General features: G+C 53.2%; 16 protein-coding genes. 11 read left to right on the top strand and 5 right to left on the bottom strand.

Annotation, left to right across the window (positions count from 1 at the left end; all coding sequences use genetic code 11):
• Positions 1 to 110 precede the first annotated feature (110 nt).
• The 7 genes from CLV80_RS15555 (at position 111) to CLV80_RS15525 (ending at position 8,376) form a co-directional block, all read left to right on the top strand.
• The gene (locus tag CLV80_RS15555; protein WP_106358883.1) at positions 111 to 983 is read left to right on the top strand and encodes a MurR/RpiR family transcriptional regulator; all 873 of its coding nucleotides are present in this window, start codon (positions 111 to 113) and stop codon (positions 981 to 983) included.
• A gap of 152 nt (positions 984 to 1,135) precedes the next feature.
• The gene (locus CLV80_RS15550) at positions 1,136 to 2,242 is read left to right on the top strand and encodes a LacI family DNA-binding transcriptional regulator (protein WP_243394597.1); all 1,107 of its coding nucleotides are present in this window, start codon (positions 1,136 to 1,138) and stop codon (positions 2,240 to 2,242) included.
• Positions 2,232 to 3,584 (top strand): ABC transporter substrate-binding protein, encoded by a 1,353-nt coding sequence (locus CLV80_RS15545; protein ID WP_106358860.1) that lies wholly within the window; start codon positions 2,232 to 2,234, stop codon positions 3,582 to 3,584. The genes CLV80_RS15550 and CLV80_RS15545 overlap by 11 nt, the downstream gene beginning before the upstream one ends.
• A gap of 64 nt (positions 3,585 to 3,648) precedes the next feature.
• On the top strand, positions 3,649 to 4,893 hold the full coding sequence (locus tag CLV80_RS15540; RefSeq protein ID WP_106358859.1) for a carbohydrate ABC transporter permease: 1,245 nt from the start codon (positions 3,649 to 3,651) through the stop codon (positions 4,891 to 4,893).
• Positions 4,890 to 6,098 (top strand): carbohydrate ABC transporter permease, encoded by a 1,209-nt coding sequence (locus tag CLV80_RS15535; RefSeq protein ID WP_106358858.1) that lies wholly within the window; start codon positions 4,890 to 4,892, stop codon positions 6,096 to 6,098. Before CLV80_RS15540 ends, CLV80_RS15535 begins: the two co-directional genes overlap by 4 nt.
• A 4-nt stretch (positions 6,099 to 6,102) precedes the next feature.
• Complete coding sequence (locus tag CLV80_RS15530) at positions 6,103 to 7,359, top strand: MGH1-like glycoside hydrolase domain-containing protein (protein ID WP_106358857.1); 1,257 nt, start codon at positions 6,103 to 6,105, stop codon at positions 7,357 to 7,359.
• The gene (locus tag CLV80_RS15525) at positions 7,360 to 8,376 is read left to right on the top strand and encodes an ABC transporter ATP-binding protein (RefSeq protein WP_106358856.1); all 1,017 of its coding nucleotides are present in this window, start codon (positions 7,360 to 7,362) and stop codon (positions 8,374 to 8,376) included.
• Here CLV80_RS15525 and CLV80_RS15520 read toward each other — a convergent pair.
• From CLV80_RS15520 to CLV80_RS15510, 3 genes are read right to left on the bottom strand one after another with little or no spacing between them, the layout of a single operon-like run.
• Entirely contained in the window at positions 8,373 to 9,431 is a 1,059-nt protein-coding gene (locus CLV80_RS15520) for an ABC transporter substrate-binding protein (protein WP_106358855.1), read from the bottom strand. The two genes, CLV80_RS15525 and CLV80_RS15520, sit on opposite strands and share 4 nt — an antisense overlap.
• Positions 9,428 to 10,831 (bottom strand): sensor histidine kinase, encoded by a 1,404-nt coding sequence (locus tag CLV80_RS15515; protein ID WP_106358854.1) that lies wholly within the window; start codon positions 10,829 to 10,831, stop codon positions 9,428 to 9,430. Before CLV80_RS15515 ends, CLV80_RS15520 begins: the two co-directional genes overlap by 4 nt.
• Complete coding sequence (locus tag CLV80_RS15510) at positions 10,818 to 11,489, bottom strand: response regulator transcription factor (protein ID WP_106358853.1); 672 nt, start codon at positions 11,487 to 11,489, stop codon at positions 10,818 to 10,820. Before CLV80_RS15510 ends, CLV80_RS15515 begins: the two co-directional genes overlap by 14 nt.
• Positions 11,490 to 11,675: 186 nt before the next feature.
• Here CLV80_RS15510 and CLV80_RS15505 point away from each other — a divergent pair, with 186 nt between their 5' ends.
• The 3 genes from CLV80_RS15505 (at position 11,676) to CLV80_RS15495 (ending at position 14,733) form a co-directional block, all read left to right on the top strand.
• Positions 11,676 to 12,665, top strand: coding sequence for a Bug family tripartite tricarboxylate transporter substrate binding protein (locus tag CLV80_RS15505; RefSeq protein WP_106358852.1), 990 nt, complete (start codon positions 11,676 to 11,678; stop codon positions 12,663 to 12,665).
• A gap of 85 nt (positions 12,666 to 12,750) precedes the next feature.
• A complete protein-coding gene (locus CLV80_RS15500; protein WP_106358851.1) occupies positions 12,751 to 13,182 on the top strand; it encodes a tripartite tricarboxylate transporter TctB family protein in 432 nt (143 codons plus the stop codon).
• 12 nt (positions 13,183 to 13,194) lie between these two features.
• The gene (locus tag CLV80_RS15495) at positions 13,195 to 14,733 is read left to right on the top strand and encodes a tripartite tricarboxylate transporter permease (protein ID WP_106358850.1); all 1,539 of its coding nucleotides are present in this window, start codon (positions 13,195 to 13,197) and stop codon (positions 14,731 to 14,733) included.
• A gap of 73 nt (positions 14,734 to 14,806) precedes the next feature.
• Here CLV80_RS15495 and CLV80_RS15490 read toward each other — a convergent pair whose 3' ends face one another.
• Positions 14,807 to 15,670, bottom strand: a complete 864-nt coding sequence (locus CLV80_RS15490; protein WP_106358849.1) for a hypothetical protein — start codon at positions 15,668 to 15,670, stop codon at positions 14,807 to 14,809.
• Between the two features lie 167 nt (positions 15,671 to 15,837).
• On the opposite strand from CLV80_RS15490, the gene CLV80_RS15485 reads away from it, so the two are divergent.
• Positions 15,838 to 16,881: a glycosyltransferase family 2 protein gene (locus CLV80_RS15485; protein WP_106358848.1), complete on the top strand. Its 1,044-nt coding sequence runs from the start codon at positions 15,838 to 15,840 to the stop codon at positions 16,879 to 16,881.
• Between the two features lie 12 nt (positions 16,882 to 16,893).
• Here CLV80_RS15485 and CLV80_RS15480 read toward each other — a convergent pair whose 3' ends face one another.
• Positions 16,894 to 18,261, bottom strand: a complete 1,368-nt coding sequence (locus CLV80_RS15480) for an FAD-dependent oxidoreductase (RefSeq protein WP_106358847.1) — start codon at positions 18,259 to 18,261, stop codon at positions 16,894 to 16,896.
• Positions 18,262 to 18,335: the final 74 nt, after the last annotated feature.

The following is an 18,335-nucleotide window of genomic DNA, read 5'->3' as shown; positions in this document are numbered from 1 at the left end:
TCCGTTAGGAATAAACTGCTTGCTCGCTGTGCGACATGTCAACAAAATTCTGTTATATTTGTAACAAGGCGAACTGCTTTGTTATTTTTTTAATCAAAACGAGGGCGGCCATGTCTGACGGAGTTCTTACGATTGCAGATCGTATTCATAATAAGCTGGATGATCTGACACGTGCAGAACGACAATTGGCGCACTCTATTCTTGAAAACTATCCAGCGTCTGGCTTGGGGCCGCTTGCAGCGTTAGCCAAAGGCGCAGAGGTATCGGTGCCGACAGTTGCACGCATGGTGCAAAAGTTGGGTTTTAACGGATATCCGGAATTTCAGGCTGAGCTTCGCGAAGAGCTAAAGGCCAAGGTGCAGAACCCCATTGCGAAACATGATACGTGGGCTGAGGGCGCACCGTCCGGTCATGTTCTTAATCAATTCACCGATGCGGTCATTGATAATATTCGGCACACGCTGGGGCAGATCGCGCCCGCAAAATTTGATGAGGCCTGTGCAATGGTCGCGGATCAAACTAAGTCGCTTTATATCGTGGGCGGGCGTGTTACGCATACGTTAGCCGAGTATCTGTTTCTGCATACACAGGTCATTCGTCCACGGGTGACACATGTTCAATCGACGTCAAACACATGGCCGCATTACCTGCTAGATGTTGCCGAGGGCGATGTTTTTGTGATCTTTGACGTCCGGCGCTACGAGAATAACACCTTGAAACTGGCTGAAATGGCGCATGCGCGTGGTGCTATGATTATCCTGTTTACGGATCAATGGCGGTCACCAGTTCATCAGCTTGCTCATATCAGCTTCAGCAGTCGGATTGTCGTGCCTTCTGCGTGGGATTCGGCCGCTACTACGATGCTACTTGTCGAAACCATGATTGCTGCAGTTCAAAATATTGATTGGGACGGCACAAAAGAGCGCATGGAACGGCTTGAGGAAATGTTTGATCAGACCAAGCTATTTCGCAAGTTCACCTAAGTGAACCCCCTTGTTTTATGAAATGAGCGAACAAAAATTCAATTTTTGTTCTTTATGAATGCTGCGTTGCGGCGTCAAATTTTGCGCGTAACCTAATAATCCCCTTGCCGAAACCGGTTTCGGAACGAACTATGATTCGTGGGGGATTTAATTTGCGTATTGATTTACATGATAAAGGCATGCGGCGTGTGGTGACACGTGTGACAATCGCGGATGTTTCAGATGCATTGGGGTTGACTAAATCGACGGTGTCACGTGCGCTGAATCACTATCCCGACATTTCAGAAACCACCCGTAACCGCGTGAAGGCGATGGCCGATAAAATGGGCTATCGTCCGCTTAGCCATGCGCAGGCCATCCGGACCGGATTGGTGAAATCGCTGGGGCTGGTTATTCAAATGGCAGACCACGATGCGCAGCGCCCATTCTTAGCGGAATTTTTGGCTGGTCTGTCTGAGGGCGCAAGTGTCGAGGGTTTTACCCTAACCATTGCAACATCAAACAGCGCAGATGCTACGGTTGAAACCTTTCGCAGCATGATCCGCGACCACAAGGCGGACGGATTTATTTTACAACGTACAATGATTAACGACCGGCGCATTGAACTGTTAGGTGAAGAACAGGTCCCGTTTGTTTTGTTCGGCCGTGCGGATCAGCCTAAAGACTGTCCATCGTTTGATATTTTGGGCGAGGTGGCAATGCGCAAGGCGGTGTTGCACCTTGTGTCACTGGGGCATCGCCACATCGGTTTTATTAACGGCGGCGCGCAATATACCTACGCCCCATTCCGCAAGGCAGGCTTTTTGCGTGGGATGCAGGATGCTGGTCTTTCGGTGGACGCGAAATATGTGTCGCAGGATGCGGTTACAGTCGCAGACGGAGAAGCGGCCGCTGCCAATATGCTTTCTTTGCCGATGCCACCGACAGCAATCATATGTGCTGTCGATATGGCTGCACTGGGCGTTTATCGTGCTGCGGCCTCTGTAGGCTTAGTCGTGGGTAAAGACATTTCGGTAATCGGCTATGACGGTGTGCCCGAGGGCGCACATGTCTCACCGCCATTGTCGACGTTTGCTGTGAATTTCAAGGAAGCAGGTCAACGCCTGAGCGACCTTTTAATCCGCCGTATTCGCGGGGCAAAACCGCATGATTTGCAAGAAACGGCAGTGCCAAAGTTTCTTAATCGCGGATCGACCGGCGCTGGGCTCGTTGATCCGAATACTTCAATTTTTACTAAGGGAGGAAACTATGAAAATTAATCGTAAATCCACATTATTGATGGGCGCGGCGACTGCTCTTGTCCTGTCCGCTGTTGGCGCATATGCCGACACATTGCGGTTTTGGACAACCGAGGAGCAGCCAGAGCGTCTTGCGCGGCAAGAGCAGATGGCCGCAGATTTCGCGGCTACGTCTGGTCACACGGTCGAGGTGATTCCAGTCACCGAAAGCGATCTTGGTACCCGTGCGACAGCGGCCTATGCAGCCGGTGATCTGCCCGATGTGATTTATCATACTTTGCAATATGCGCTGCCTTGGGCTGATGCAGGTATATTGGACGCAGATGCCGCGACGGATGTGATCGAAAACCTGGGCGCTGATACGTTCGCGCCAGGTGCGCTTGCTATGGCGGCAAGCAACGAAGGTTACGCGTCTGTGCCTGTCGATGGTTGGACGCAAATGATCGTCTACCGTGCCGACAAATTCGAAGAAGCGGGCCTTGAGCCGCCAACATCATACGCCAACGTGTTGGCAGCGGTTGATGCACTGCATAATCCACCTGAAATGTACGGGTTCGTCGCTGCAACAAAGGTCGATGAAAACTTCATGAGCCAAGTTTTGGAGCATGTGTTCCTTGCGAATGGGGTATCCCCAGTTGGCCCTGATGGGATCGAACCACTGGATGAGGCCGCCACGACTGAGGTGTTAGAGTTCTACAAGGCCATCGCAGAGGCGTCGCCTCCGGGAGATCTATATTGGGATCAGTCGCGGTCACTGTATTTCTCGGGGAATGCAGCGATGATCATTTGGTCGCCGTTCATTTTGGACGAATTGGCAGGCTTGCGTGACAGTGCGCCACCCACAATCAACGACGATCCAACCAGCTCTGCTCTGGCGGCAGCAACCGGTATCGTGACGACGTTCTCTGGTCCCTCTAACCCGGACGGCGCAGCATGGGGTGATATCCGCTATTTCGGTATCACGTCTGATGCTTCGACCGACGCGGCAATGGAATTCGTCGAATATTCGATGAACGAGGGCTACGGTCAGACACTTGCCATCGCGCCAGAGGGCAAGTTCCCTGTGCGTCGCGGGACGACCGACAACCCGACTGAGTTCAGCGATCTTTGGGCAACCTTGGATGTGGGCGTGGACCGCAAGGCGCCGCTGGGTGACTTGTATGACCCCGCGATGGTCGAAGAAATCGTTGGTGGTTTGGATGTCGCACAGCGCTGGGGCGTTGCGGATGGTCAGCTGGCGACAGCATCAAAGATCATCAACAGCCAAGTGATCAACCGTTTGGTGCGTGAATACATCGACGGCGAACGCGATGCAGCGGCAACAGTGGCAGCACTGAACGAAGCCATCGCTGGCGTCGAGTAACCAATCAGGCAAGGCGGCGTGATCCGCGCCGCCTTGCACACGACCAATTTCGGAGCATCACCCAATGTCAGACGTTTCACCACCAAAAGGCTCTGGTCCGCTCGCGCGGTTAGAGGCGCGTTTGGCTTGGGGGTTGCTTGCGCCCACGATTGCGGCAGTTGCTTTGGTGGTGATCCTTCCGTTGCTTGCGATCTTTTGGATCAGCATCAAGCCCGTATCGCTATCTGACCTGCGCGCGCCAGAGGTGGTCATCCGTGAAGATATCCGTGGCGACTATGAAGCCGTCGGTGACGAAGCCGCGATCAGATACCGGCTACGCAATTCATCCCAAGACCAACCCATACGTGGCGTCACGATAACAGATACTATTCCTCAGGGTTTAGCGGTCTTTGACCTCGACCCGCGTTGTGCGTTGGATGGTCGGGCATTGTTTTGCGACTTTGGTGATTGGGACGGTGGGTTTCGTGAAACCCTTATGATCCCTGTCATGGTCGAACAGGCTTATTTAGACACCAATATCCGTCCGCAAGACACTGATGCGACGGTCACTGGCCGCGCTTCTAGCGTGCTGACCAATGCGACCTTTACCTTTGACAATTTCAAACGCGTTTTTGACGGGGATGAATTCTGGTCCGTTCTGTGGGTCACGCTGTTTTATACTGTGTTCGGGACGATTGGGGCGCTACTGTTTGGGTTGTTCGCAGCGATGCTGCTGAACAAATCGTTCAAAGGGCAGGGTATTTTACGCGGCCTCTACCTGTTCCCTTACGTGTCGCCTGTCATCGCTGTTGCCTTCGCTTGGATACTGTTGTTCGACCCGTTTTCAGGGTCTGCGAATGCGCTTTTGATCCAAATGGGCGTCACGCAAGAGGCGATCAACTTTTTCGGTCAACGGCCATTGGCATTGATCATGGTGACCCTGTTTGAAATCTGGCGTTATTTTCCGCTGTCATTCCTGTTCATCCTTGCGCGGATGCAATCGATCGATAGCGACATGTACGAGGCCGCCGATATGGATGGCGCGTCACCGTTCCAGCAGTTTTGGTACCTGAGTGTGCCGCAGTTGTTGGGCATTCTTTCCGTTCTTTTCCTGCTGCGCTTCATTTGGACGTTCAACAAATTCGACGACATTTTCCTGCTAACGGGCGGGAATGCAGGCACCCGAACGCTGACGGTGAATGTCTATGAACAGGCGTTTGCAGTGTCTAACATTGGGGCAGGGGCTGCAGTTGCCGTCGTGATCTTTGGCTGTTTGCTGCTATTCTCGTTCTTCTTCTTCCGGTTCATCAGTCAGGAGGAAGGGCTATGAAGCAACTACGCTTTGGATATGTCACAGCACCGGTTTTGGGTGTCTTGTGGACATTCGTGATTGCCCTGACCGTCGCCATCGCGATGAGCTTTGCAACGGGTTCGGCCTTTCGTCCCTCAGGATTGGGCGCATTGATTTGGGGCGCTGGGCTGGGGCTCGCGTGTCTGCCGGGGCCAGTATGGAAACCCGTTGCCGCAGGTATCATCGTCACGATTGCGGCCCTGTTCGGTTTCGGTCCCATTGCTATCGGGAACGGCGTGTCAGGTTTTTCAAGCCTGATGGGTGCTGCCGGAACAGCCGGGTTCGCCGCGTTTGGGCTATGGATCATGCTGGATGAGGTCGCATTCGGCCCGATCAATCGGCACGTGTTTGAGGCTGCGATCATCAAGTTTCTGACCGGATTTGGCTATATTTTCTTTACCGCCATCGTGCTGATCCCGTTCTACGTAATGGTGCTGACCAGTCTCAAAAACCAAGCAGAGCTTATCCAAAATCCGCTTGATTTTTCAGTGGACCTTTCAAAGGGATGGGATCTGCTGCGGTCGTATGACGAACTGTTCACCCAGTTCAATTTCGGCACTTACCTCGTAAACTCTTTCATCATCTCAGTGCTGACGGTCTTCATCACGTTGCTGTTCGCTGTGCCCGGTGCCTATGCGGTTGCGCGGCTGCGGTTCCGTGGGCGTGCTGCGTTTTCGCGGTCTATTTTGCTGATCTATATGGTGCCAATGATCGTGCTGGCGCTGCCGATCTACATTGCTTTTTCCATGCTTGGCCTGCGCAACAGTCTGGGGGGGATTATCATGATCTATCCGGTCACGACGATCCCCGTCGCGCTTTATATGTTGCAAGGCTATTTCCGCGGATTGCCCGCCGAGATTGAAGAGGCAGGTCTTATGGATGGGCTAAGTCGGCTCAAGGTGATCTGGAAGATCACGCTGCCGCTGTCGCTGCCTGCCATGGCTTCGGTTTCGCTTTATGTTTTCATGATCGCTTGGAATGAATTCCTGCTTGCGTTCATGCTGCTGGACGATCCGTCAAAATTCACGCTGACACGTGGGATCGCCAGTCTCAACTCTTCTGAAATTCCGCGCCAACACTTGATGGCAGGCTCTGTGATCGCGACTGTGCCGATCATGGTTCTGTTCTTGGGGTTGGAGCGTTTCATGACCAAAGGACTGACCGCCGGGTCGGTCAAAGGATAACAAGATGAACTACGATAAACTTGATAAACAGGCGCGTAAAATCCTGCAGGCGAATGATCGGGGGCTTTATACAGTGCCTACTAAAGGCCTTTATCCATATCAGTGGAACTGGGACAGCGCGTTTTGTGCATGGGGCATTGCAACATATGACGTACGGCGTGCGTGGGCCGAGTTAGAGACGCTTTTTACCGGTCAGTGGGATAATGGAATGGTGCCACACATCGTCTTTCACAAGCAGGCGATCGGCTATTTTCCGGGGCCTGATGTTTGGGATGTTCCGCGCGTGCCGCATACATCGGGTATTACCCAACCACCAATCGCGGCCACGATGGCGCGTAGTGTCTATGAAGAAGACAAACACTATGGCCGGGTGCATATGGAACTGCTGTATGGGCGGTTGGTGTCTTGGCATCGCTGGTTCGTGAAATATCGTCTGCATGACGGCATGGTGGTTATCACGCACCCATGGGAATCTGGCCGTGATAACGCTGTCGATTGGGATGGCGCAATGGCCAACGTTGATGGGTCAAATGTCGGGGAATACACCCGCCGGGACACGGCACATATCGACCCTGAAATGCGCCCCAAGAAAGAAGACTATGACCGCTATCTTGCGATGCTGTATTTTTCGCGGGATTGCGGATGGGACGAGGTCGAGATCGCGAAGAACTCTCCGCTACGGGTAGCCGACGTTGGTATGACGTTCCTGTTTCTGCGCGCTTGTCGTGATTTGTTGCACTTGGCCTTGGAGTTGGACCACAAGACCGACGAAATCCAAGGCTGGATCAGCACACTAAAACAAGGCGTAGAGCGGCATTGGAATGCCGAGTGCGGTCACTACGATAGTATCGATGTTCGCACTGGAAAATTCGCGAATTCCCTCAGCTCTGGGTCGTTTTTGTGTTGGTATGCAGGCGTAGATCACCCTGAGATGCTTGCCCATTATGAACGGATCATGGGCGAGGTTCCGTTTGGTGTGCCGTCCAATGACCCGGCTGCTGATACGTTCAACCCTAAACGATATTGGCGAGGTCCGACATGGTCCAATGTGAACGCGTTGATCGCTATTGGCTTGGCTGAGATGCACCACATCACTAAGGCAGAAGAACTACGTAAAGCGACCCAAAGCTTAATCGCAGAGCATGGGTTTTACGAATACTTCGACCCTTACCAAGGCTCGCCTGAAGGCGGCGATAACTTTAGCTGGACGGCTTCGATTTGGCTGACTTGGGCGTCGCCACACGCAAAGGGGAGGTTCTAAATGGGATCTATTGCGCTAAAGTCGGTCGAAAAGTGGTTCGGCGATGTTCAGGTGATTAAGGGTATCGACCTTGAAATAGCCGAGGGCGAATTCATCATTTTTGTCGGACCGTCTGGCTGCGGAAAGTCCACGTTACTGCGGATGATTGCAGGGTTAGAGGAAACCAGTCGCGGTCAAATCATGATCGATGACCGTGATGCCACGGCTGAACCCCCGGCCAAGCGTGGCCTTGCAATGGTTTTCCAATCCTACGCGCTTTATCCGCATATGTCGGTCCGCGATAACGTTGGTTTTCCGTTGAAATCGGCTGGCATGCCAGCCGACGAAGTGACGGCAAAAGTGGATGAAGCCGCTCGGGTCTTGAAACTAGATGCCTATATGGATCGCCGGCCAAAGGATTTGTCGGGTGGTCAGCGCCAGCGCGTCGCGATTGGTCGTTCTATCGTGCGCGATCCGACGGCGTTCTTGTTTGATGAACCGCTCTCGAACCTTGACGCCGCATTGCGGGTCGAGATGCGTTATGAAATTGCCAAACTGCACCAGACCCTGAAATCCACGATGATCTATGTCACCCACGATCAGGTCGAAGCAATGACGCTTGCCGACCGGATCGTCGTACTGGATGGCGGTCGCATTGCGCAGGTCGGCAGCCCGCGCGAGTTATACGAAAAGCCAGAAAACCTGTTTGTTGCGCAATTTATCGGGTCACCCAAGATGAACGTGATGCCTGCCGGGACAGTGACCGGGGTGGCGAAGCCAGAAGGAACCACACACATCGGGCTGCGTCCTGAACATGCGGTGTTGGGGGCGCCCGGATCGGGCCAATTAGAAGGCACGGTGGATGTCCTTGAATATCTAGGCGCTGACACGTTTGTTGTACTTGATTGCGCAGCGGCGGGGCAGGTTACCGTCCGCGTGCTGGGTGATAGCGACCTTTCACCGGGCGACCAGATTAGCGTGCAGTTTGACCCTGCACGCACGCATTTCTTTGGTTCCGATGGCCTCGCCCTAATCTAGGGCGCGGATAGAAATCCGCCTTCGGGCAATGCCCCGAATGTAGACCGCCACTGCCCCACAAACCGTGACCGTCGATGTCTGTCCATTGCGACCAGCAATTTTGGATCGATGGCGATGGTCCGCTGGGCACTTTCGGAAAGCAGCGTTGTATCGTCGTCACGGCGTTGAACAAGGTTCCCGGCGGCCAAAATATCTTGGCCTTGTGGTGACAGTAGAAAATCTAGCAAGATTGCAGCGCCGTCTTTGTTCGTTGCTGTTTTCGGGATCATATAGGCGCGCGACAACAAAAGCGTGTAATCTTCGGGGTGGATGACGCCGATATTCTCTCGCGGAGTTGAGCTAAGGTATGATCCAAGGACGTTGTAGGCGATCAGATATTCACCTTTGGCGACACCATCAATGATTTCGGCGGAACAGCACGTCGCGACAGCATTGGTGCGTGCGAAACCCTCTAATAGCCCACCGAATGTTGTGGCTTCGAGACTGTCCATGAATGCAAATAGAAAACCCAGGCCTGATGCCTCAACATCGTAGGTGGCGATTTTACCACGATAGGGTGACTCTGCGCGTCGCATGAGGTCAAGCAAGGCAAAGCGCGTGTGGGGGGCATCATCGGCGGGGACAAGGGCGGTGTTATAGATAATCACCGCAGGTTCGAGCGTAATCCCCCAAAGCTCGTTACGCCAGACACGCGCCGTGGATAGCCCCCGTGTGATGTCAGATGTATACGGATGCGCACATGCGCGATTAACAAGGTCGACCATCTGATGCACGCCAGAAGACAGAACTGCATCAGCGGTTGGTATCTGACCATCACACGCAGCGCGGCTGTCTGCATAAAGCGCGTTGGACCCCCATTGTTCATAGGTGATTGAAATATCTGGGTAGATACCAACAAATGCATCGAGCGCAGGTGTCAAAACGCCAATATCAGTGGTTGAACGCACGACAATATCGGTGGGGTCGATTGCCACATCTGACACAAAATGCGCGTCGGCCTCTTGGGCGATGACGGGGCCTGACAACATCCATATACAAACGAGGTAGCGGATCATGTGTTGTCCTCATTTTGGGTGGGCAATGTTAGTGTTACCCGAAATCCTGTTTCTGTTGTGCCCATGTTGACTGAACCGTTAAATGCTTGAGCGACGGCGTGTACGATCGACAGGCCAAGTCCTGCACTATTGCCTTGTGACGCGGCGGATCGTTCGAAACGCCCGCCAATGCGGGATAAAACATCATGTGGTGGGCCTTTACCTGCGTCTTCGACCCATAGCTCTGACTGTGTCGGGCTTGTGCTAACGCCGATGCGAATGGGGGCTTTGCCATGCTGCAACGCGTTAGTTAGCATATTTTTCCCCGCCTCAGTTACGGATACTTCGTCGGCCATGACAATGACGGGGGCGTCGGTGATGATCAGATCAACCTCGACACCGGGGGCGAGAAGTTCTGGGTCGCAATCGTCTAGAACTTGCAGCGCGATATCGCGCAGATCTACCGGTTCTGGTGGGGCGTTGTCAGTGCGGTGAATAACCAATGCGCGCGACAGCATTTGATCTAATAGATTTCCCAACGACCGGGTGCGTCGCAATAGCCTCTCAAGCCGTTGTGGCTGATGTTCGGTATCATCTTCAATTGCCAATTCTGCCTGCGCGCGGATTGCAGCGACCGGAGTGCGTAACTGGTGCGCGGTGTCTGAAATCAGGTGTTTCATCGCGCCGATTTGCCGGTCAAGACGCTGCATAAATCTGTTCATCGCATCGGTCATTACGGCGACTTCGGCTGGGCCGTCGGCCTGCATCGGGGTCAGGTCATAGGGATCGCGTGCCAGTAATTCGCTTGCCATACGTTCAAGTGGACGCATCGCAGAACGGATCACTAAATACGCACTTAGGATCAGCGCGATGCCCGCGATGCCAGTGATAACAAGCGCACCTTTGGTTAGGTCAATTGCCATCGCATTGCGGGCGCGCAGCGTTTGTCCAACAGTGACCGATACCGTTCCGGAATAGTCTCGCTCTGAAAACCTGCGAACGACAGTCACAAAGCGGCTTGGTTCACCTTGCAACGTACTGTCGAAATAAAATGGGTCGGCTTGCCGTCGTGCCGCACCTTCGGGTGGTAATGCGGTTTCGTATCCGGTCAAAAGTGCGCCGTCTGGGCCACGTACTGCGTAAGCGATGCGATCATCCAGAGCGAGCGAGAGTAAGCCAAACGCAGACACTGGTATATCGGCGATTGCGGCCCCGTCGATGATATTGATTGATTCAGCAATGTCGTTTGCTGCCCCAACCAGCAATCTGTCATAGGACTGCCGCGCGGCGTTTTTACCGTAGGCAAACGCGGCGAGCGAAACGATGCATCCTCCTATTGCGAGTAATGACAAGACGCCAATCATGACCCGCGAAAGAAGTGAACGCTGTGCCAGCTTGGGTGGTTGATCAACCGTTGGCATGAATGCGGTATCCTAGACCACGCTGTGTTTCGATCGCGACGCCCGATGCATTAAGCTTTTTGCGCAGTCGCGCTATGTAAAGCTCAATTGCATTTAGCCCAACATCCACATCATCAAAGGCGAACAGCCCGTCATAAAGACGCTGCTTGCTAAGAACCTTACCTTGGCTACGCAGCAATAACCCCAATAGCATCGCTTCGCGTCGTGTCAGGTCGACGGGGGTACCGTTTAGGGTTGCGGCTAAGGTCGCTGGTGAAAACGATAGCGGCCCAAGTTGAACTTGATCAGATTTTTGATCTGTTTCGCGTCGCACCAACGCGCGGATGCGGGCTTCTAATTCGCGTTGATCAAAGGGTTTTACAAGGTAATCATCTGCCCCAAGGTCCAGCGCCGAAACACGATCATCTACCGAAAAAAGCGCAGTCAGCATCAGAACTGGTGTGCGATCATTTCTCTGTCGCAGTGACTGCAATAATTCAGTTCCGTTACGGTCAGGAAGGTTGATATCAAGCACAATGGCGTCGTAGCTTTGCACTGCAAGGAAATCTTCTGCGGTCGCGTAGGTGTCGGCCAGATCGCAGGCCATACCTGATTTGCCAAGACGGATCGCGATGGCCTCGGCCATGTCAGTTGCATCCTCGACTATTAAAACGCGCATTGGTGTCCCTTTCCCCCAAGGTATGATCACTGACCGCATTTTGTGGTGCGTGACAGGTTCATGACAGCTTGGCCCCCTATCCATTATTCATAGTCATTCGCGAGGAGACTGCAAATGCAGTGCGGATGCTATGGCACCGGGCGGCCTTATGGCCCGGGTGATATATATGTGTGGAGGAGTTATCACATGATTTTCAAGGCAACCCGTATTGCTGTAACATCAGCAATTTTTGGTGCGTCCGCGTTGGCCGCATCAGCACAGGGCTATACCCCAGAAAACGCAGAGTGCATCGCACCAGCCAACCCAGGCGGCGGTTGGGACTTTACTTGCCGTCAAGTCGGACGTTCACTGCAAGAGCAGGGCATTCTTGACCACACTATGCAGGTTGTGAACCTTGCTGGTGGCGGCGGTGGCGTTGCGTTTGCCGAAGTCGTTAACAAGCGTAGCGATGAAAATGACCTGATCGTTGCAGCATCTGCAGCGACAGCAACACGTTTGGCGCAGGGCGCGTACCCTGGCAACACAATGGACGAAGTTCGCTGGCTGGCTGCAATCGGCGCTGACTATGGTGTTGTTGCCGTTGCCGCAGATAGCGACATCGCTGATTTGCCAGCGCTTCTCGATATGATCAAAAACGATCCAACATCTGTTTCTGTTGCTGGCGGTTCTGCCGTTGGTGGTTGGGATCACCTAAAGGTGCTGATCGCGGCTGATGCTTATGGCGTCGAAGACGTGCGTACCGTGAAATACATCGCATTTGACGGCGGCGGCGAAGCGGTAACACAGCTGCTGGCTGGGTCTGTTCAGGCATTCACTGGTGATATCTCCGAAGCTAAAGGTTTCGTAGACAGTGGTGACATCCGTGTTCTTGCGATCCTGTCACCAGAGCGTCTGGAAGGCGAATTCGCTGACTTCCCAACTGCGGTTGAGCAAGGCGTTGACGCGATTGGCGCAAACTGGCGCGGGTTCTATGCACCGGGCGACATGTCTGACGAAGCCTATGACGTTTGGGTTTCTAAGATTGCAGACCTCTATGCATCTGACGAATGGAAAGACATCATGGCAGCGAACGGCCTAGCGCCGCTTGATCTGCAAGGTGCTGCGTTTGAAGAATTTGTTTCTGGTTCTGTTGAGCAGATCCAGCAGATTTCTAAGGACATCGGCATCATCAAATAACGGCCACTCATTGACCGTTCTTCCCCCGGGGGCGCTGTAACGGGCGCCCCCAACTATTTCATACTTACCGCTACAGGAGATCCCAATGAGTGATCGTATCTTTGGCGTTGTCGGTATCCTTCTTGCTGTTAGCTTTGCGTTTGCTGCGCTGGCGATCGAAGAAAGTTTCCTGTCTGACGCTGTTGGCCCAAAGGCCTTTCCTCTAATTGTTGCTGCGGTCCTTGGGATCAGTTCCCTTGTTATCGCTTTGAAACCGGACGCTGCGCCCGAATGGCCAAGCCTTGATCGGCTGGTCGAAATCGGTGCCGCCGCTGTTGTGATGGTTCTTTATGCTGAACTGTTGCCAGTGATCGGCTTTGTCATCGCGACCGCACTTGCCGCCACCTATCTGACTTGGCGTTTGGGTTCCGGCCCTATCGCGTCTGTTGTGACCGGGTTGGGCACGTCCGTTGGCATCTACGTTGTATTTCACCTCGTGCTTGGACTTTCGCTCGCACGTGGTCCTCTTGGCTTTTAACGGAGACTGAAAATGGAAACTTTTGCGTCTCTTGCCGATGGTTTTGCCATCGCGCTGACGTGGCAGAACCTTCTGCTTGCGCTACTTGGGTGCTTTTTGGGCACGATCATGGGCGCGCTGCCGGGGCTTGGCCCATCAAACGGTGTGGCGATCCTGATCCCACTTGCATTCACGCTTGGCCTTGGCGCTACGCCTTCGCTGATCTTGCTGACCTCTGTCTATTACGGGGCGATGTATGGTGGGCGGATTTCGTCAATTTTGCTGAATATTCCCGGCGATGAACCCGCGATGATGACCTGTCTTGATGGCTATCCCATGGCCCAAAAAGGCATGGCCGGTCAGGCGCTGTCTTTGTCTGGTATCGCATCATTCGTCGGTGCGTTTTTTGCGACTTGGGGGCTGATCTTTCTTGCGCCTCAGTTGGTGAAAATCGCGCTTTTGTTTGGTCCTGCTGAATATTTCGCGTTGTTTGCACTGGCGTTTATGACGCTAGGCGGCGTGTCATCAACAAACCAAGCCAAGTCAGCATTCGCTGCGGCACTGGGCCTTGGGCTGGCGATGATCGGCGTGGATACACAAACGGGCGTTCCACGTTTCACATTCGGCGAAGTCCACCTGTACGACGGCCTAGATTTTCTTGTTGCGATCGTTGGGCTGTTTGCGCTGTCAGAAGTGTTCATCTTTCTTGAAAAGCGTCACGGAGAAGCCGATGCGGACAAGAAAAAGGTGAAAGTGGGTCGTTTGACACCGCCTTGGTCGATGATCAAACAGACTACGCCGACCATGCTACGCAGCACTGGTTTGGGTTTCTTGGCTGGCGTTCTGCCAGGGGCAGGGGCATCGCTCGGGTCGTTCATTTCCTACTCTATGGAAAAACGACTGGTCGATAAGGACAAAACATTCGGCACAGGCGATCCCCGCGGTATTGCTGCACCAGAGGCAGGTAACAACGCTGCTGCCGGTGGTGCATTGGTGCCAATGCTAGCGCTGGGTGTGCCGGGTTCTGGTACGACGGCGGTGTTGCTGGCGGTTCTACTGTCACTGAACATCACGCCCGGTCCGCTACTGTTCAGCCAAAACCCTGATGTCGTTTGGGGCCTTATCGCAGCGCTGTTCATCGCGAACTTTATGCTTCTTGCGATGAACATCCCAATGGTTGGCCTGTTCACCCGTGTGCTGATGGTGCCGCCGCGCATCCTGATGCCTGTGGTCGCAATGGTTAGTTTCGTCGGGATCTACGGTATATCAGGTTCATCGTTTGACCTGTTGGTGATGGTCGGTTTCGGTATCATGGGCTGGGTTCTGCGCAAACTGGACGTGCCGCTGGTGCCGATCATCTTGGGTACGCTGTTGGGCAACACGATGGAAAACAACCTGCGTCGCGCGATCACCATCTCAAACGGAGATTGGATGACACTGATCGATAGCCCGCTGTCCATCGGCTTATGGGTCATCGCGATAATCGGATTTATCCTACCGCTTGTTATTGGTCGCCGGGTAAAGGCACAAATGCACGCAAAGGCGGGCGAAGAAGGCACGATTTCCGATTAAACTAAACAGCATGGGCAGACGCTAAGTCGTGCTGCCCATGCGATTCCTTGTCCTGAATAATGTAGATTCTAATTTATTCTAAAACACCACGGTCGTGTTGCGCGATGGTTGGGGATTCACGGGGGTCAATATCATGCTTCTTTAGCAGTACGTCTAAATAGCTGTTTTCTGGCGGGATACCATCATACATGAACGCACAAAAACGTTTGATCGGCGCCCAAATGTGAATACAGCGTGTGTCCTCTGTCAACAGCTTACGGGTTAGCATTGGACGTTTTATAAAAATCCTGCGGTCAGCAAAATGGACTGGGTAGTAAACATCTGTACTTCTGGCATGTTTTGCCTCGCCGGTTTTCCTTAAAAATGCTGTGACCCCAAGCGGTCCCCAGACACCCCACGGCAGCTCAGACACATGCATTGGGTTACCTTCTTCGGCACGCTTTTTGATTCCAACGAGGCGTTTACGCGGGAGCCATTCTGGAATTGGATATTCATCCTTGGTAAACTCGAGCAGCCCCTGCAGGGCTGGAGAGTCTTGAGGCATCCGCAAAATTGCCCCGTTGATCTGCCCTTCATTTTTTTCATTAGTACGTGTCTCGTAGCCGAAAACGTGGCTTTCATTGCCCGGAAATGGCTTAACTGAATATACGTCTGTATCGACGTAAATGATATCTGGGTCGTTCGCGATCATATGGAAACGGAACAGATCCGAAAACAACGCAACACTGCCAGATCGATCGTGTGTGATGAAACGGTCTGTGGGTAAAACAGTGTTGCCATCACGAATTTCAACGCCTTCGGGGACACCCGTAACCTTACCATACGTATACAGGATCGTTTGGTGTCCTTGGTCAACGAATGATTTGAGGCACAACTGTTCAAGCCATGTAAGCGAACCGCCAATCCAAAGTGCGCCAACTGGAGGAAGATCGGCCATAGTGTTACCCTGTCACGTAATGATTAAATTCGAAGATAATCTTTAGCTGATGATCGGTTCTGTCACAAGAAGCTTGCCTGCGGTCCTTGCGGCCCAACTATGAAAGTCACTTGATGCAGCGGAGTAAAGATGGGACAACCTCCTGACTTTGGTAAAAGAATAGGTGCATGGTGGACAAGGAACGCTTTCTCGTTGTGACGACAATGAAGAATGAAGGGCCGTTCATGCTTGAATGGATCGCCTTTAACCGTGCGATCGGGTTCGATGATTTTATCATTTACACCAACAGCTGTGACGACGGTACCGACGCGATTGCGATGCGTTTGGAAGAGTTGGGGCTTGCTGCGCATATTGACAATAACAAGCGTAAAATCGGCAGGAACGGAAATGAATTGTCGCCGCAATTGGCGGCACTGCGCTTGGCGCCTCGACATGAAAAATACGCCGCAGCTGACTGGGTTATCTGTGCTGACGTTGATGAATTCCTAAATATTCGTTGCGGGACGTCATTGCCGGATTTGGTAAATGCGAGCGGCCCCGCAGATGCGATTTCGATTTGCTGGAAGCTGTTTGGAAATGATACGCGCCGCAATTACGAAGACGTCCCAATTACCGAGCAGTTCTTTGGGTGCGCACCTGAAGACAAGATCAACATCTACCGTGAAGCGGGTGTGAAAACCTTGTTCCGGAACAATGGGGCATTTGAACGCATGGGGGTACATCGCCCGCGCGTTAAAAACCACAAATCGTCTGATCCAAACCTGAAGCCAGTCTTTGATGGGATCACTTGGCGTGACGCGGGTGGCAACACAACCGATCCAAGCCAAATTTCTTGGCGTACATGGAAAGGCTTTAAGCACGATCACGCGCGACTGCATCACTATGCGGTGCGCAGTGCAGACAGCTTTTTGGTTAAGCGTGATCGGGGCCGTACCAACCATGTGAATATGGATCAGGGGCAAGAATACTTTGACGCTATGAATGCGAACTATGAACGCGATTACAGCATCTTAAACCATGTGCCTGGCATGCTGACAGAGCTGGCAAAGCTGAAATCCGACAAAGTTCTGAACGATCTACACGCCGCCGCCGTTGAATGGCACCGCGCTAAAATTGCGGACATTAAGTCGCGGGACGATTGGGGTGATTTTATCGAAATGACCTACAACCACAGTGGGCAGGCCCGCAGCGCAGAAAAATCAAAGGCTTAGTCACAAGGCGCACTAATGAAGACGCACGCCTTGTGCTTGTAGGATTTTTTGCATCGCCGCGATATCGATATGCGCGAAATCACAATCGTTTTTGACAGACCAGGCGGCAGCGACGCCTGCGCCTTGCCCAACAACGGCGCAGCAGGCCATGTTCCGGGTCGCGGCATGTGCAATGCGATCTCCGCCGATAGCGCGGCCTGCGACGATCAGGTTTTGCACCCCCTTTGGTAGCATCGACCGATAGGGGATTTGCATGTAGCGGCCCGTGGTCGGAATGATCAAAACACCATACCCATCGATGAACTCTGGGTAGATGCCGATACTGTCGTCAAACCGTCCTTCATGACGCACATCGCTTTCGGTCATGTTATACACGGCGTCGATCTTGCGGGTGTCGCGGATGCCAATCGACATACCGAAATTACGTAGCCGCATTGCGGTGCAGCCGGGTGTGTAGTGGCGAAGCGCATCGATGGCGAGCATGGCTTGCTTACGCCCTTCGATTTCAAATTTGGTCATACTGTCGGGGTCTGTGCCATCACAACCAGCAAGATGTACAAGGTTCATATACGTCATTTCGCCGCTGTCATGTACTGCGCCCCAAGTGCCGCCAATGGTATTCAGGTGGGCGGGGATGATGCCGTCGTTGATTGCTTGGGCAAACGGTTTAGCAAGGAAGGGTGAAAACATTGCGTCTGATTTTCCATCAGATTCGACATGCCATTCGCCAGTCGACCAATCACGATAAGTTTGCGGGTCAGATTTAACACCCGCCATGAACGCGGCCTTATCTACGCCTGCGACGTGAAACATGACGCTGGCTGCTTGCATGTCTTCGACAGGGGTTTTGATCGTTGGTGCGCCTGCACGCTGTGCAATATCTGCATCGCCTGTCGCATCAATCACACGTTTTGCAATGATGGCTTCGCGACCGGATTTTGATTCAACGATCACACCTGTAATTCTGTCTCCATCCATGATGGGGGCAACGAATTGGCGGTGTAGCATGGGGTGAATGCCGGCCTCTTCGACCAGCTTGTCAGCGACCAGCTTAAAACCTTCGCTATCCAATTCGTAGCTAAGTGATTGGCTTTCCGGAACTGCTGCGCCCATTGCCTTGGCGCGTTCTTCGAACTCCCAGCCGATGCCGCCTGCCTCGACCGTGGCTTCGTGCCGGTACCATGCAAAACCTTCGACGCCGACCACTGTAATGTTGCCACCGAAGCAACCGAACCGTTCAAGTAGGGTCACATCGACCCCACAGCGCACAGCGGCTAATGCCGCGGCTAAACCTCCGGGGCCAGAGCCAACCACCAACACATCCGTCGTATGAATGACGGGTGTTTTGCGGGCGGGTTCGGTGATTGTTTTATGGGGCAAAATCGGCCTCTTTGGTTGGTGATGATACAATGATCATCATTTCCGCACGCGCCGCTAGGTCCACAATTATGGAA

This window comes from Yoonia maritima, assembly GCF_003003285.1.
In the GTDB taxonomy this organism is placed as follows: domain Bacteria; phylum Pseudomonadota; class Alphaproteobacteria; order Rhodobacterales; family Rhodobacteraceae; genus Yoonia; species Yoonia maritima.
The sequence above is the reverse complement of the archived record's forward strand: the minus strand, read 5'-3'. Positions and strand labels throughout refer to the sequence as shown.